We start from the raw sequence: 16953 nt of genomic DNA on the forward strand, positions 1-16953 counted from the left end.
GCAGCTTCGGCTGCTCTTTTGCTTTATGAGAGAACACCCATGACCGCCGCCCACACCCGCATTCTCGAACTGCGCGCTGAACTGGATCAGCACAACTATCGCTACCACGTGCTTGACGAGCCGAGCATTCCGGACGCCGAGTACGATCGCTTGTTCCACGAGCTCAAGGCCCTGGAAGCCGAGCATCCGGAGCTGGTGACGCGTGATTCACCGACACAGCGGGTCGGCAGTGCGGCGCTGTCGGCATTCACCCAGGTCAAGCATGAGATCCCGATGCTCAGCCTGGGCAACGCCTTTGATGAAACCACCATGCTGGAGTTTGATCGCCGGGTGACCGAGGGCCTCGACCTGCCGGTAGGCGATCTGTTTGGCGCGGGTGCGGCAGTGGAGTACAGCTGCGAGCCAAAGCTCGATGGCCTGGCGGTCAGCCTGCTGTATCAGGACGGCGAACTGGTACGCGGCGCTACCCGGGGTGACGGCACTACCGGTGAGGACATCAGCGTCAACGTGCGCACCGTGCGCAATATTCCGCTCAAGCTGCACGGCAGCGGCTGGCCGGCCACTCTGGAAGTCCGTGGCGAAGTGTTCATGTCCAAGGCCGGGTTCGAACGCCTGAATGCCTCGCAGCTGGAAGTTGGCGGCAAGACCTTCGCCAACCCGCGCAACGCCGCGGCGGGCAGCCTGCGCCAACTGGACTCGAAGATCACTGCCAGCCGCCCGCTGGAATTCTGCTGCTATGGCATCGGCCAGGTGACCGCGGATATCAGCGATACCCATATCGGCAACCTCAAGCAGTTGCAGAAGTGGGGCATGCCGATCAGCCACGAACTGAAGTTGGCCAAGGGTATCCAGGAGTGCCTGGACTACTACCGCGACATTGGCGAGCGCCGTAATGCGCTGGGCTATGAAATCGACGGCGTGGTGTTCAAAGTCAACAGCATCGCGTCCCAGCGTGAACTGGGCTTCCGCGCCCGCGAGCCGCGTTGGGCGATTGCGCATAAATTTCCGGCGATGGAAGAGCTGACCGAGTTGCTCGACGTGGAATTCCAGGTCGGCCGTACCGGTGCTGTGACCCCGGTGGCGCGCTTGAAGCCGGTCAAGGTGGCTGGCGTGACGGTGTCCAACGCGACCCTGCACAACATGGACGAAGTGGCGCGCCTGGGGCTGATGATCGGTGACACGGTGATCATCCGCCGCGCCGGTGATGTGATTCCGCAGGTGGTCTCGGTGGTCACCGAGCGTCGCCCGGAGCACGCCCGTGCGGTGCAGATCCCCGAGAACTGCCCGGTGTGCGGCTCCCATGTGGAGCGCACGCAACTGGTCAAGCGCAGCAAAGGCAAGGAAACCGTCAGCGAAGGCGCGGTGTACCGTTGCGTCGGGCGCCTGGCCTGTGGCGCGCAGCTCAAGCAGGCGATCATCCATTTCGTCTCGCGGCGTGCCATGGACATCGACGGCCTGGGCGACAAGACCATCGAGCAATTGGTGGATGAGAAACTCATCGGTTCGCCGGCAGACCTCTACAAGCTCAAGTACGAACAGATCATCGACCTGGAAGGCTTTGCCGATATCTCCAGCAAGAAGCTGATCAGCGCCATCGAAAACAGCAAGACCCCGACCCTGGCGCGTTTTATCTACGCCCTGGGTATTCCCGATGTGGGCGAAGAGACCGCCAAGGTGCTGGCACGTTCGCTGGCGTCCCTGGAGCGTGTGCAGAAGGCTTTGCCTGAAGTGCTGACCTACTTGCCCGACGTCGGCCTGGAAGTGGCGCACGAGATTCATAGCTTCTTTGAAGACAGCCATAACCAGGATGTGATCGGTGCACTGTTGTCGCCGGACGAATGCGGCCTGCAATTGCAGGAGCAAGGCGAACTCAGCGCAGAATTCGCCGCCAGCACCACCTTGGGCGGCTTGCTCGACAAGCTGCATGTACCTTCCGTCGGGCCGGGAGCTGCGCAGAAACTGGCAGACAAGTTCGGTTCGCTGGAAGGCGTGATCAAGGCCGATTGGCTGGATATGCGCCAGGCCCTGCCCGAGAAGCAAGCCAAGGCCGTGCGCGAATTCTTCGACAACCCTGACAACGCCCATCATGCCCTGGCCATCGAGCAGCAGCTCAAGGACTTCGGCATGCACTGGCAGAGCGAGAAAAAGGTCGTTGAAGGCTTGCCCGAAGCCGGGCACACCTGGGTACTCACCGGCTCCCTGGAGTTGATGAGCCGCGACGTCGCCAAGGACAAGCTCGAAAGCCTGGGCGCCAAGGTGGCCGGTTCCGTCTCGGCGAAAACCCACTGCGTGGTCGCCGGGCCGGGAGCCGGTTCCAAATTGGCCAAGGCCAGCGAGCTGGGCCTTAAAGTGCTGGATGAGGAGGCCTTCGTCGCCTTCCTGGCCAGCCACAACATCAGCGTCTGACCTCTTCCTGTGGCGAGGGAGCTTGCTCCCGTCGGGCTGCGCAGCAGCCCCTCAAGAAAGCGGAACGATCTCGAGCGAGAAATGATCTAGTCTCTGTCACCCCAGGGAGAGCCCGCCATGTTCCGTTACTTCGAGCAACTCAGTTCGCGCATCGCCGCCCCGTTCATGGCTCAAACCTCGCGCAACAGCAAGGTGTGGCAATGCCGCTGCGGCCAGTCTTTATTCTTTCGCAACAGCCAATGTCTGGCCTGCCAGGCGGTGCTGGGTTATCTGCCGCAGCAAAGCCGTCTGTCTTCCCTGCAACCCGGCCCTGTCGTTGACACTTGGCTGGCGGATGACGCGCCCGATGCCGGCACCTGGCGTCGCTGCGCCAACCTCGACTCACCGGCCGCGTGCAACTGGCTGATCCCCGCCCACAGCACTGCGTCGCTGTGCGTGGCCTGTAGCCTGAATCGCACAATTCCTGATCTATCCATCCCGGAAAACCCCGAACGCTGGCGCAAGGTCGAAACTGCCAAGCGTCGGCTGGTGGCACAACTGATCAGCCTTGGCCTGCAGGTGGTGCCCAAGAGCGTTGACGAAGACACCGGGCTGGCCTTCGACTTCATCGGGACTGACCTGGCAGGCAATGCGCCGACCACTGGCCATGCCAACGGCCTGATCACCCTCGATATCAAGGAAGCCGACGATGCTCACCGCGAAAAAGTCCGCGTACAGATGCGTGAGCCTTACCGCACCTTGCTCGGTCATTTTCGCCATGAAGTCGGCCACTATTACTGGGATCGGCTGATTGCCAACAGCCACTGGCTTGACGCTTTTCGCACCTTGTTCGGCGATGAGCGCGCCAGTTACGCCGAAGCGCTCGACCAGCATTATCAGAACGGCCCGCGTCCGGATTGGCAGCAAACCTGCGTCAGCGCCTACGCCACCATGCATCCCTGGGAAGACTGGGCTGAAACCTGGGCCCATTACCTGCACATGATGGACGCGGTGGACACCGCGTTGGGCTTTGGCATGAGCGCCCGCGAGATGGACCTGGACTACCAGCCGTTCCCGCTGACAACGCTGTATGACCCGGCACACCCCGGCGGCCCGGCGTTCCTCTCGTTCGTCAATGCCTGGATCGAGCTGGCCGGTATGCTCAACGAACTGTCCCGTGCCATGGGCCAGCCGGATTTCTACCCCTTCGTGCTGCCGCCGGGGGTGATAGCCAAGTTGCACTTTATCCACCTGGTCATCCAGGAAGAGGGTGGCAGAGCGGACGAGGTTCTGCAGGCTCAGTGATTGCCCCTGTGGGAGGGGTAATTGCAGAGGGCCATGGCAAGTACTTGAAGCTTCTCATTTTTTACGGTTGTAACTTCCGATCAGATCGGTACAATGGCGCGGCTTGCCGAGAGGCTTGCGTCGTTATGGTGACCCCATCGGTCCCCCCGCAACGATTACCCGTGAACCTGGTCAGAGCCGGAAGGCAGCAGCCACAGCGGGAACATTGTGTGCCGGGGTGTGGCTGGTGGGGTTGCCTCCATAACGCTAACTTGTTGATCTAAAACAAGTTATTCCTAGAGAAATCCTTAGAGTGGTACAGCGCCGTGGGTGACCCAAGTGGGCCTCCGCGAGACCATGCTAGCTGTTCACTTCTCCTCTGTCAGCATCCCTATCTGTTTTTACCCTCTGAGAGCTCCTCAGGGCGTCTTCTGCTGCCTGCTCATTTGTCTTCCGGGCACAGTAGCAAGTCTGCCGATGGGCGGCACCAGCGGGCTAACAGCTCGTCTCTGATGTAACTGGCTCCCCTGAAGGCATACCACGGATGGATCCTGATGATTACTGGTCCACGGGAACCCTTCGTGGTTCTTCTGATGAGTCCATCCTCAAGGTTCTTCAGGATCGCAAAGAGAGATCTCTGGGAAAGCTGAGGGAAGGCTCTCGCCAATTCATCCATGCTCCCAATCCAACAGTTCCAGGTTGTCAGGTGTTCGCACAGGTGGCGGAAGACCATCGTCTCAGTTACAGGCTTTCCGTGGTCCATGAGCTCAAAGAGCTTCTGATAGTCCACCGTGAGATTCTTCAGGAACGGGTCGTGGACTCCGGTGGCCTCAAGTAACTCCTCAGCATCCCTGGCTTGAGAGGGGAACCGGGTATCGAGACCTACATACTTGGCTACTGTATGTGTGGCGACCCTCGCTGCTTCGGGGGGCTTGTTCAACGCTTGGTCGATGATCTCTCCTGTATGGGTGTTAACAATGAAGAGGCCCTCTGAACTCCGCTCACCGACTACCGAGGGAGTGGGGTTGGGGATGTCCTTAAAGAGTCTTTGAGGCTCAGCCATATCGAGTCCTTGTCCAATAAATATCAATGTGATGAGTCCCTCCGTAAGGACTCCAGGTAGGAATCCCTAATCTCTAGAAAGGGGCAGATGGGAGTTCCCGTGGTACTTGGGGTTGAGTGGTATTTCAGTGCAGCGGAAGTGCAGTGTTGCAGAGGGCCTGTAGGGAGGTCGGTAGCTGATAATTCAATAAGGTGAATAGACCACAGGTAAGCTGGCGGATCAGCTCAGGCAACCCTCAGCCTTGCACCTGAGCAGGCTCCTGAGGGGCGGGCATCTGTATCTTCGCTATCTATATGTGCTCTAGGGGGATCCAAGGTGGGGAGGAATGGGATGGCCTTAGAGAACTCTCCCTTTGCCTATCTATATGTGCTCTCGGGAGGGATCTAAAGTGAGGAGAAACCGTTTATTAGTGAGGAGAAAGGGGTTGTCCTTAGAAATTATTGAGGCTGAGCTCATATAGGCACCCCTTGCTTTCGAAGATTACGCTTGGTCGTCGCATCAAGTGCTTTAGCAAACTGCCGTTTCAAGGTAACGCCGTGTAGTTGTTTCACTACATCAAAGATCGTAGCGCCCTCACGAAGCATTGCCTTCGCCCTCGGTTCGGAAAAAGCTCGGTATTGAGGGTCAAATTTGAGGTTGGCAACCAATGATTGCTCCGCCGCTATAGCCTGCATCGCTTCCCCTAGCTGTGCGTGTGCCATATTTTCTTTTGGGGTCACCCATTCGAGGTTGGCTACATGATTGTTTTTACGGTTACTGTCCTTGTGGTTCACCTGAGGCTTACCCTCTGGGTTAGGGATGAAGGCATCCGCGACTAGTCTATGGACTAGCTTCCCATGAGGTTTTCCGTTCAAACTGAGGCAGGCTAGGAGGTAACCTTTGTTCGTTGCAGGCTTCAACGCTCGCACCTTGAGCCCCTTGAAGCTGAGGACGGTTCCGTCTTCGGTGATTGCATATCCTGGGAAGCCTGGGATTTGCGCTATAGGGTTTTCGGCGTGAATAGTGTATTTCGGTCTGTTGATGTGAGTACTGAGTTTGTCCATCGGTTTGCTCTAATGTCGTTAATAGGGATTTGCTAAATGAGTACTGTTGAGAAGGGCGATGCTCTAAGGGACTACGTTGCTAGACTGCTGATGGCAGCTCAGCATGCAAATGTTGAAGTTGAAAAAAGAATAGGTTCAAAAAAGGTTGATATTTACTTCGAAGAGCTTTATTGGGGCCGCACGGTTCGGATTGCTGTTGAGTGTAAGAACTATGAGAAGCCGCTCACAAAAGATTACGTTAAGCGTGGGATAGTTTTAGATTATCAACAGTTGCTTACTAAAGGGATGGTTGACAAGGTATATGTTATCGCACCTCAGGAGATAAGCCCTGACACACGAAGTTTTTTACATGAATATGGTTTTGAATTTTATACTTTGGCTCAGCTTCAATCGGTGCTAATGGATTTTACTGGCTATTTGGGAGGGCTGTGCGCCTCTTATAAGGAAGGGGGGCTGCCTGATTATTATATGAGGCCCTCTTTTAATGAGGGGTGTGATCTCGAAGAGAATTTGGCTCAGTGGGTAGGTAGTGATGATTATCAGCCAGTGGCTATTTTGGCCGGATATGGGATGGGTAAAACCAGCTTTGCCCGGCATTTCTCGGCTAAGCTTGCAGAACAATATTTTTTGGGTGGGATTAGTCGCATACCTGTTTATATAAGATTGGGCGATATCTCTTCTGAGCAAAGTCTTGAAGGGCTTCTTGGGAAAACTTTGACTAGCGCTAAGGGGGTGGGGCGTTATAGTTTTGAGTTGTTCATGGAGCTAGGGCGCCAAGGTATGTTTGTCGTACTGCTAGATGGCTTCGATGAGATGAAACATGCCATATCTTGGGAGCAGTTTAAATACAATTTTGAACAGTTGGGGCGGCTGCTAGAGGGTAAATCCAAGGTTGTTTTGTTAGGGCGTCCATCAGCGTTTCTCAGTGATTATGAATCCTCGCTTGTTATACGCGGAGTGCAAAAAGGGCGTGGGAAAGAGATTAGATCTATAGATTGGGCAAATTATCGAGAGATAAAGCTTGATATGTTTACGATGGAGCGAGCTTACGAGTTTATTTGTAAGTATTTATCTTATAAAGTTGGTAGTGGTTCGCAAGGAAGAAAGCTACTAAACGGGGCGGAGGTGAGCGGATTTTTAAATGATCGACTGGGTGAAATACGGAAGCTAGATGTTCATGAGCTTATTCAGCGTCCGGTACAAGCTAAAATGTTGGCGGATATTGCTGCGGATCCCAGTAATCAGCTTTGGAGTTATTCTAGATTTGAGTTGTATGAAATATTTCTAAACCACATAATCGATAGAGAAATGCAAAAGCCGTCTAGGCACATATTCACAGTGGATGAGCGCAGAGGTTTTATCCAGTCTGTGGCGTGGTGGCTATGGAGCGGATCCAATCTTAGCGGTTTTGATTCAGGGGACATTCCAAAGTCTCTCCTTCATCCATATTCTTCTGGGAAGGATATACCTACCAAAGAGGTGTTACGTGATCTGGTGTCTGGATCCATACTCGAAGTTAAGCAGGCAGGGAAATTTTACTTTCCTCACAGGTCCTATCAAGAGTTTTTAGTATCTGAACATGTTCTCAGGCAGCAATGGACTGCTGCTACATTAGGGTTAGTGAGTAGTGCTTTAAATTCTGAGGTTGTTACATTTCTTAAGGAGTCTCCAGATACTAGTTCGGTAAGTACAATGTGCGCCGCCCTTCATGATTTTAAAGGTGGGCTTAACTTCTTGCTCTTAGAGTATCTCGCTTGGGAGGTTATGACTGGGAGGGTGGCCGCTGATGATTTAAGTAGACTGGATGGACATCCATGGGGGGTGGTTGTCAAGCATTTGGCCTCACTTGTTGGTCCGCTATCAAAAGAAGACTTTGAAAGTATTGGTGATGGATTGTTTGTTGATTTTGGCAAAGCGCAGACTCGAGATGTTCGGCTGGCTATTTTACTTTGCTTAATGTTGCATCTATCCTATTCCCCGCCACTCTCCCGTGAGGCTCTGGTAGCGCGTATCGCTGCGCTTCTTCTAGGGGACTCAATTTCAAATATGGAAAAGATTATCGGGGATGGTAAGAAAAGGACTCAGGTAGCGATTCCTGATGGTCGAACAGCTCCTTTTATTAGGTTGATTTTTGTTGGATTTAAACCTGTTTTTCAGACGGGTGAGCTTGTTGTTGAAATTGATGTTTCGGCTATATTTTTGGAGCTTCAGTCCTTGCTCGCCCGCGACTATAAATTTTATGGTTTGGATAAGGTCGGCTTTGATATTTTTAATCTGAGCTATAGATCGATTTCAGGTTATCACGAAGATCTGGCTATCTCGGAGAAAGGAGGGTTGATTATTAAGTATTTTAAGGAGTTTCATGAGTCAGCTAAGATGGTTCAGGTTTCTCAGAAAGTAAAGAAAGGACCTAGATTCTTAACTCAAAACGATTATGACTAAAAGATGTGGGCAGGTGATCTGCTGCTATTTCCTGGAGACCTGCCCATCTCTTCTTCATTGCTAGCGTTCGTACATGCCATGTTCCATCAGCCAGCCAAGCGCTCCTTGAGTAGCTGGGTCATTTGGCAAGATGCCCTTCAGGTTCCTCAGAAGAGCAATTTTCTGGCGCTCCACTTGATCCTCATCTAGGTCCCCTCGTAGTAATAGATTGGCGGTATTGGCTGCTGCCCCTTTAAGCTGTGAGCCAAACTTCAGCGCAGGGAAGTTACCCATGGTTTCCCCTAGGTCTCCTGTGCGCCAAGCCTGAGGTCTCTCTTCTGAGTCCAGCTCAGTTTCTCTCGTAGTGCGCCCAAGTCCCGCATACGGGAGTCCCAGAGGAGTCCCTACGGTGTCGTAGGCCATTGCAGGTGCCGCCATGTAGCTCGACCGCTTTAAAGCGCCCACAGCCAATGTAGAGAGGTCCCATTCACCACTCTCAGAGTTGTATCCCATGGCGTTCTTGTAGAATTCCCGGCGCTTTTCTTCGTCCCTTATGGTCTGCCCTCGAATTGCGGCAAACGCGACGACTCCAATACCTGCGAGCCCCATAGCCCAGGTAAGTTGGAGAGCCTCGTCTATGTCCCGATTTCGGATCCTATTGGCGCCCTTCAAAAACTTCTTCTCCAATGATCGTAGAGAAAACGTCTGGTACTGGGTGACGACTGAGGCCATGGATGCTTTGCCAGAGTCGGCCCATATGAACGTGTCGCCAATACTCGGGCGCTGGATCACATCGGAAACGGCTAGATCCCCCATTCGTCGAATCTCAGCGACTACCTGACGTGCCTCTAGAGCGTTCTTGCCTGACCCTTTCAGGAATCGCCCAGCGTTGAACGTTAGTTTCCCCTTTGGGGTTATCTTGGCGCTCTTTCTGACATGGCCGAGGACCTTCTGGAATAGCTTAGGGTCAACGTTCATGTGCTTCAGTTTGGCAGGGGAGAAAACCTTTGAGGCTTGTCCATTGGCATGTCGTACCAGTTCACTGAGGAACTCTTCCTGAGAGGTTTTGACGATTCGATTGGTGCTTGCCCCTAGGAGCCGCGCCGTTGGTGCAATCTGAGCAAGTCGAGTGGTCCCGGCTTTAAGCGCAGCAATGGGCGCAATTGAGTTCTCTCGTGCTATTGCATAAACGGAGGATAGATGTGAGGGGTAGACCACATCATGGATTTCTTCACCCCAGAGACGATTCTGGAGAAACCGCAAATCATCTGCCGTGGCTTTGCCTTTTGCGACCCGCTGGAACATCTCTCCGACACCGGGGAGCGCTTTGAGAAAGAAGCTCAGTCCGTAGTTATGAATCCCCGCCGCGATTTCGGTGTAGTTCAGGGGCCCCATATAGGCGGACTTCGCCACAAACGATAGGTTCGTGAAGGACCCTAACAACTGATCAAGCCACGTTCCATTGTCTGGTCGGAGACTCATTCCATAGATCTTTTTGGCGGCAATGTTCAGAGCGTTGAGATCTCCTTCAAGTTGACGCTTCAGCTTGGGGTTATCATCCCGTGTGGCTTTCGCAACCTGCTGGGCAATTCTAGAAGTTCTCTCCATAAATCCGGCCAAGCCAGCATCACCAAGTCCCACGGACATTGCCAGGTCACCGGCTGTACGCTTGTGGTAGCTGTGCATGATTGCCCGTACATCACCACTACGAAGGTCTCGATTGATATTGAACTTTGAGCCATCCGCCAGGGTGATCTCAGCGTCAGTCCTGAAGATCCCTCGGGAACGCATGAAGTCAGGAAGCTCCTCTGGTTTGCTAGATCTATACAGGTGAGCCTTAATGCGACTCATGTCCTGGTCCACATAGCCCAGGGCCTGGTTCTTCGCCTTCTGGAGAGCCCAACGGCGGAAGTCAGAGGTCAGCTTCCCGTTTTCATCGAGAGCCTTCCTGGCTACTTGCTGAGCACTGGCGGCGGCTTCAGGAGTCTCCGCGTTCTTCAGGGCTTTTTTAGCGAGCTTTGCGAACTCATCCTCATAAGCCTTGACTGCATTGGCACGGACTTGAGGGTTCCCCAGGGAGGCATAGAGAGCTCTCCCAGCGACCTCCAGCAGACGGTTATCACCACCAACCCGTCCAGAGGCCCTGGAGATCTTTGCTGTATCCATGATCACTGGGGAGTAGTTCTCGACACCTTGCCATTCCCGAGGGTTCTCCACGATGTCCGTACCAGACCCGTAGCGTCTCGAAGGGGCCAGCACGTCACCAATACGGCGATCATAGAATTTACCCATCAGGTCAGCCGCTTCGGAGACCCCCTTGGGAATCCCTTCACGGTTTCCAGTTTCACGGGCCAGCGTCACGAGATAGCCGAACTGATCTTCAAGTTCAGCATTGGAGAGGCCGGTGTGTCTCTGGGAGCGGATGTACTCTTCAGCATGGCGGGAGTAGGTGGTGTCTACATCGAACCACTCGTTGTCCAGGTTACGCTTGACCTCCTCGCCGGTCATTCGACCGAGACCTGAGGTGCCATCCTTGTAACCTTTGTCATTCCTGAAGAGGCCCAGAGCTGCTGTGCGGATGTCCTCGTTTTGACTGGAGCGCATCCGTTCGCCAATCGTCGAGAACCGAGCTACTGGGCTATAAGTATCTTCCTTGAGTACCTTCGAGGTGAGAGGACCTGGCTGATAGCGTTGCTCTGGGATAATCCCTGCATCCTCAAGAGTCTTGGAGGTTTCAGCGTCTTCGACGTACCGAAAGGAATCCATGGGATTGTTCTTGCCGAATGCCGTCTTGACCCCTACTGCGACTCCATGAAGCGCTGCTCCACCGACTGCTCCAGCAAGGATCGCAGACTTGTAGTCGGCATCGACCCCTGTGGAGGTTTCCCGGAGGGATTCAGTAAGAGCTCCATATGCAGCACCTTCCGCACTAGCTCCGACTGCTCCCGCAAGGATTCGAGCTGTTCCAGGATTGAAGAGTTGACCAACTTGAGCTCCTCCAGGGATGAAGAAGGCGCCATAAGTAACTGGATCACCGAGCATCTCCCCAAGTCCACCTGACAGAGAAGTAAGGACTCCTTGACGCCCATCAGCAGCCGCTGTGGATCTATTTTCTTTTGCCATGTCGATGAGTCCATCAAGGTCCTCTCCTGAGTATGCGTGGTTGAATACGAAAGAGGCACCGGCTTCACCGATGCCAGCATCCTTCACTTTCTGGATCTCGTCCCCGGTGGGAACCCAGTCGATGTCCCGTTCAGTAACCGGGATGGTGACTCGGCCAGAGCGGATGTCTGAACCAATGGAAGATCGTTGTAGGCCATCCGTGAAGGCATCCCACTTGGATCTCTCGGAGTCCGTCCCGAGTTCTTCAGGAGAAGCCCCGGAGACCCGATCTACAGCACTTTCGATTGGAGCCTGGGTAGGTCCAAAGTGGATACGGCTAGGCGCTCTTGTGCCATCTGCTGCCCAGCCTGACTGCTTTCCCTCGAAGATCTGCTTGAGATACCCACGGGTTTCCGCTGGTAGCTCTACGTCTTCGATGATCCCACCAGCTTTGTCGATTCTCCGCTGGAGAGCTGTAGGGCCCATGTTGTAGGCCGCAAGGGCGAGTTCATCGGATCCTCCGAAGCGTTTCTTGAGGTCAGCCATGTAGCGAGCTTGGGCCGGGATGGACTTCTCTGGGTTGTGGAAGTCTTCTTCGGTCATCAGCCCGTAGGCTTTACCTGTGCCTTCGATGAACTGGGAGAGGCCCCGTGCTTGACCATACTTGGTCATCGGGCCGATTGCTTTAGGGTTCCAGCGGGACTCAACGTAGCCTTGACGCTCAAGGAGGTCAGGACTTACGCCGGATTCTTCCCCTGAGGCCGCATAGAGAGAGCGGTAGGGGGATTCTGTAGGTGCTGGGTTTTGATCATTGCGCATGGGAGGGGATTCCTTTTAGGTTCCCTTGCAACTGAGACTCCAGCGCCCCACAAGGGCAACTCAGGCAGACTCAGAGAGTAGGAATAAGTGGGCTGAACGTGTTGGGGGGGGGGGGCAGGGGCGCCGGTCAACTTGATTCAGAGTGGATCACTTGCCAGAGACGCTGCCGTCTGTTAGATGGGCTATTAGTCTTGTAGGGGCTGTATGTATTCCTGCTTGCATAGAGCGAAGCTGTTCCCATTTTTTACGGCTAGAAATACGGATTTATGTGTCTATCGTCATCGTCCTTGCGACTGAGAAGAACAGTTGATGGTCATCCTGCATGTTTTGCGTATTGGTCACGAACGAAACCCCAGCAGAGTTGAAGATACAGACGCCTTGACTTACCCCCGCACTGGTGGGAGTTAACTGAGTGGTGACGGGCAGGTTGAACCTGATATCAGCCTTTGATGGAAAGCCGAGGGTCACCCCTTTCGTCATAGCTCCAGACAGTCCACTCAGGTTGAGCCTTACCAGGATCTGACTGCCTTGATTCTTGATTGCTGAGGTCAACGGGGCATTGAGTGCTTTGTTGGTAACACCTGATGCTGGGTTGAGCGCGAGGGGGAACCACCAGTCGTGATAATCCAAAACCTGCGTTTTCGAAGAAACTGACAACCCTAACTTTTTGGCGATAGTTTCAGCGATGAGCTTGTGACCTGCGACGTTAGGATGCAGATCGTTGCTAAATAGGTTAAGGGTCTCAATCAAATACGCCGAATTCGGCACAATGCCGTTTTTCATGAAGAAGTCAGGGAAAGGAATGTACACCCCCTTGGTCTGTGTAGCCAAACGTCGAAGTTGTGCCCGCGTCCTATTTTCGGGGCCTACGTACCAGATGAAGTCGGGAACAACCACAGGGACTTCGTACTGGTTCGCATATTGAATTAGCCAGTCTATTACCTGAGTGAACTCCTTATACTTTGTGTCATCGTTCTGGTGGTCGTAGAAATCGTTTACGCCAAGGGCCATGACAAAAAGAGCCGATTCGGCCATCAGTTTTTGCACACATATTTGGCTGGTATTTCTGAGTTTTCGGCCACTCTGCGACATATTTTGCAGGACAGCCTGATTTGCGGCTTGGTAATAGCCTATACCTGTGATTTCAGCGGCCGAGGAAGCCCTGATGGTTATCTTGCAAGAGCCTAAGCCGTTGTCCTTAAGCACGAAACCGTATCCGGCAAATGGATTTCTAGTTGCAGCGTAGGTATTAATCGTGGTCAGCAGCGTATCATTGATCAGGATATCAAAGCCGCCGCCTGAAGGGTTTTGCGCATAGTAGATCGTAGCTACTTCTTGAAAGGTGGGGACAGTGATGTCTATTTGAGCGCCCGCAGTCGCTGTGACATATGAAGCGCCAGTAGGTACGTCCAGCAGCGTGTCATATAGAATCCAGTTGGCCCCAATAAGGACATCGTGAATATCAGAGTTTACGGCGCCAGTCTCTGGGTTGGCGAATGGTAGGAGTGGGGTAACTCCATAACTGTACGTGCCCAGTTCAACGTTAAGCATACGTTTGAACAGGTTAACCCAACCATTTCGATACCAGTCATCTGCGAACGCTCCATGAGAAATAGAGTCACCTAGGACGTGCATAAAAGGCGCCCCACTGGAAATTCGCGAACGGACCCTGGGAAGGATCACATTCTTACCGAAGATTTCAGACTCGACCGATAGGCCGAGGGAGTCTATGGAGGAACTTACGGTATCAATCCCGTGTTGTAGTTGCTGAGCCTGTCGCGCCAACGCGTCGGTAGTATCCCGGACTGTTCCTGAGCCATCTCCGATAAGCTCGGCTCCATCAGCCCCTGAAAGATCTTGAATCACATGAGGTAGCAGATCTGGAGCTCTGTAGAAGATATTCGTAGCGTTGTTAATAGGCCCCTGAATAGCCGATAGTAGATCACCAAAAAACATCCGAGACCACTTTTTGGTAACAGCGTCTTGGTCCTGGATAGGATCGGCTAGATTTTTTATTCCCAAGCCAAGAGCATTCCATCTAGAGTCAAAATCAACCCTCATGGAACCATTAGATACAACTGCGGCCTCTTCAGCGATATGCAGTAGCTGTAGCTGAAACAGCTCAAGGTCGTTCGCTCGAAGTACTGAAGCATCTTTCCAGGAAACTAGCCGCTGGCTGGGGTCGGTATGTCTTTCTAGTGTTACGGCTTTACCGGCAGGAATATCTCCTTTTAAGAATCTAATGCGAGTCTTATCTAAGAAGTCATAATCCACACCGAAAGTTTGTAGAACTCCTTCCAGTTGAACAGTTATGAATCTTTGCGAAAGGTAGTCAAAGGGGATGTCAAAGATTGAGGATGCTTCACTCTTTTTGTAAGTGATAGGCGCGTAAGCTGCCATAGAGTTCCTTGGAAGTATCTTTGGGGCCTCAGAAAGAAGCCCCGGAGGGATGTTTAAGGCTCCTCTACGCCATGAGCGATAAGCCACGAGAGTGCGGTTTGAGTCGCTGGGTCGTTAGGGAGAAGCCCTTTCAGATTGAGCAATATGAGTTTCTTCTGCCTTTCGACTTGCTCAGGGTCTAAGGAGGGGCGCATCAAGTTTCCTGCTGCCACACCGGACTGAATCATTTGGGGTCCGTATTTCACGGCAGGGAAGTCCCCAAAGGTGTCCCCAATGTCCAAACCCTTCCAGGCTTTCTCCGGTGTATCGCCCGGTGAGGCCGTTAGGGTCATTCCGGCGTAGACGAGGTTCTGTGATTGGCATTCGGTGAGCCTCTCACTGAGCCTTGAGACCTGCAGGCTCGTATTGGTGGTTTATGTGGGTAGTCCTAAGGTGAGGAGAAACCTGGCGTGTGCTGGACTGGCTAGACCCATGGCCTTATGCTGGCTCAATACTGAGTGGTTACGGGAAGCAATTTTTTGAACTGCTTTAATGCATGGAATAAGGATGTTTATGGCTATTGATGGTTACGATAAAAGATCTTTTGGGAAAAAGTTAAATGAGGTGGTTTCTCCATCGAGACCTATTCTCTCGATACAACATCTTGTTGGACGAGAAAAGGAATTGGATCGGATCGAGAAGGCTTTAATGGCTCATGGTCGTAACGTATTTATATTTGGTGAGCGCGGCGTAGGGAAGTCCTCGCTTGCAGCAACTGCTGCCAACCAATGGCAAAGCTCTGATGCGGGGTATATAGATGTTTCTTGTGCTCCCGATTCGACTGTAAAATCAATAGTTTCAAGTATAGCTGCTCAGGCTATTAAGAGAGCGTGGACGACTAATGTTAAGCTTAGTGAGGACGTTTCTGTAAAGTTTAAGTGGTTGTCCTACTCTTTGAAGAGTGAAAGTTCTCCAGTGGACTTCTCTACCAAGATAACCTGTTTGAGCGACGCTGTTGAAGTCTTGAAAGAGGTTTCTCAGCTTCACTCCGATGCGCCGGTTGTAGTTGTGGATGAGGTGGATCGTATAACAAGCGATGCCGAAATTGACATGCTTGCGGACTTGTTGAAGCAAATGGGGGATAAGCAGATAGCTCTGAAGTTTATCTTTACTGGCGTGGGAAGTACGCTAAATGAGATCTTAGGTTTTCATCGGTCAGCTATTCGGCAGCTTGAGACCATAGAACTCCCAAAATTGAGCTGGGATGCTCGCTGGGATATAGCTATTGCAGCGCTGGGTGAATTTGGTATTGAGATTAATCGTGATATTTGTGTTCGCATAGCCGCCGTAAGTGACGGGTATCCTTACTACGTCCATCTCATGGTAGAGAAGTTACTGTGGATTTTGTTTGAAAAGGACGATGTTGTAGTTACTGTGGCATGGGAAGATTACTTTGCAGCTTTGGATGATGCTATTCTGAGCATTTCCGCTGAGTTAGCTAGACCTTACGAGCTTGCAATAAATCAAAGAACGCAAGACTATGAAGAAGTCTTGTGGTCGACTTCTGCTGATGAGTGGCAGGGAGCTTACCTATCTTCGATGCACACCAGGTATAGAAATATCATGGAGCAGGTTGATGGTAAGGAACCTTTGAAGTATGAAACATATACGTCACGGATAAGGAATTTACTCAAGCCAGAGTACGGCAGTATTCTCGTTAAGGGTACAAGGCAAGGATATTACCATTTTAAAGAGAAGATGCTTAGAGGGTACATCAGGATGCAAGCGGAGGCTAATCGGGTGGAGATTATAAGCGAGGAGGCAAGCGCCACTATTAAGAATTATATTCGAGTTCCTGCAAGGAATGTTGGTTACTTTAAGTCTGAAACCCCAAAGGGTTTTTGATGATGATTTGAGCAAGTGTAGGTGGTGATAAAAAATATTCCCACACTTGCTCCAAAAAAGTATTGGTTTAAGTCAGTGGATTGTCCGCTTGTTCGGATTGTTGAGTAATTGGTTGTAGGCATAGCGGAGGGCGGTAGCTGGATATCTATTGACAGTAATGTCGCTGTAGTTCAAGGGGGACACCTTGAGTCCCATCCGTGTTGAGTAATCCTCCGCAAGCTCTTGCATTTGCGCCCAACCCCTAGGGAGACTCATTGAGATACTTCCGTTTGGGCCTTCTTTTTGAAGGATCGCTAGAGCTGTCTGAAGGACATTACAAGCAACCTGAATAGCTATGGGTAGTTCAAGCGTGGTCTCTTCATGTTCGGTTTCGTGAAACTGTTTGGTGAGTTCAGCTAGTAAACGAGTGGTCATTGCCCATTTCCGGTTAGTTCTAAGGTGGGGAGAAATCTCGGTATTACGGTACTGGAACCCAAATCCAGTGTGTTCAAAGGCGCTCCTCCTTGAGTTCTGAAGAGACTGCTGAGCTATGCCCTTGCAGATTTCACGGAG

At 52.3% G+C, this 16953-nt stretch carries 9 protein-coding genes and 1 other RNA gene; 5 read left to right on the forward strand and 5 right to left on the reverse strand.

Annotation, left to right across the window (positions count from 1 at the left end; translation table 11 throughout):
* Positions 1 to 39: 39 nt before the first annotated feature.
* The 3 genes from ligA (at position 40) to ffs (ending at position 3922) form a co-directional block, all read left to right on the forward strand.
* Positions 40 to 2406 (forward strand): NAD-dependent DNA ligase LigA, encoded by a 2367-nt coding sequence (gene ligA / locus E4O98_RS07775; protein ID WP_228308827.1) that lies wholly within the window; start codon positions 40 to 42, stop codon positions 2404 to 2406.
* Between the two features lie 117 nt (positions 2407 to 2523).
* On the forward strand, positions 2524 to 3690 hold the full coding sequence (locus tag E4O98_RS07780; protein WP_216091946.1) for a putative zinc-binding metallopeptidase: 1167 nt from the start codon (positions 2524 to 2526) through the stop codon (positions 3688 to 3690).
* A 135-nt stretch (positions 3691 to 3825) separates the two neighbouring features.
* Positions 3826 to 3922: signal recognition particle sRNA small type (ffs, locus tag E4O98_RS07785), an RNA gene on the forward strand.
* A 189-nt stretch (positions 3923 to 4111) separates the two neighbouring features.
* Here the strand turns inward: ffs and E4O98_RS07790 are convergent.
* Positions 4112 to 4732, reverse strand: coding sequence for a hypothetical protein (locus E4O98_RS07790; protein ID WP_248134612.1), 621 nt, complete (start codon positions 4730 to 4732; stop codon positions 4112 to 4114).
* 452 nt (positions 4733 to 5184) lie between these two features.
* Complete coding sequence (locus tag E4O98_RS07795) at positions 5185 to 5775, reverse strand: HNH endonuclease signature motif containing protein (protein ID WP_248134614.1); 591 nt, start codon at positions 5773 to 5775, stop codon at positions 5185 to 5187.
* A 36-nt stretch (positions 5776 to 5811) separates the two neighbouring features.
* Between E4O98_RS07795 and E4O98_RS07800 the strand changes: the two genes are divergently transcribed.
* Positions 5812 to 8217 (forward strand): NACHT domain-containing protein, encoded by a 2406-nt coding sequence (locus tag E4O98_RS07800; RefSeq protein WP_248134616.1) that lies wholly within the window; start codon positions 5812 to 5814, stop codon positions 8215 to 8217.
* Positions 8218 to 8277: 60 nt separating this feature from the next.
* Here the strand turns inward: E4O98_RS07800 and E4O98_RS07805 are convergent, their stop codons facing one another.
* Both E4O98_RS07805 and E4O98_RS07810 read right to left on the reverse strand, forming a co-directional pair.
* Positions 8278 to 12117, reverse strand: a complete 3840-nt coding sequence (locus E4O98_RS07805) for a transglycosylase SLT domain-containing protein (protein WP_248134618.1) — start codon at positions 12115 to 12117, stop codon at positions 8278 to 8280.
* Between the two features lie 264 nt (positions 12118 to 12381).
* Positions 12382 to 14517, reverse strand: a complete 2136-nt coding sequence (locus tag E4O98_RS07810) for a phage tail fiber protein (RefSeq protein ID WP_248134620.1) — start codon at positions 14515 to 14517, stop codon at positions 12382 to 12384.
* A 552-nt stretch (positions 14518 to 15069) separates the two neighbouring features.
* On the opposite strand from E4O98_RS07810, the gene E4O98_RS07815 reads away from it, so the two are divergent.
* Entirely contained in the window at positions 15070 to 16401 is a 1332-nt protein-coding gene (locus tag E4O98_RS07815; protein WP_248134622.1) for an ATP-binding protein, read from the forward strand.
* A gap of 72 nt (positions 16402 to 16473) precedes the next feature.
* On the opposite strand, the gene E4O98_RS07820 is transcribed toward E4O98_RS07815, so the two are convergent.
* Positions 16474 to 16815 carry a hypothetical protein gene (locus tag E4O98_RS07820; protein WP_248134624.1) on the reverse strand — a complete coding sequence of 114 codons (342 nt, stop codon included), beginning with the start codon at positions 16813 to 16815 and terminating at the stop codon, positions 16474 to 16476.
* Positions 16816 to 16953 lie beyond the last annotated feature (138 nt).

Source organism: Pseudomonas sp. W2Jun17, from assembly GCF_023127795.1.
Taxonomy (GTDB): domain Bacteria; phylum Pseudomonadota; class Gammaproteobacteria; order Pseudomonadales; family Pseudomonadaceae; genus Aquipseudomonas; species Aquipseudomonas synxantha_A.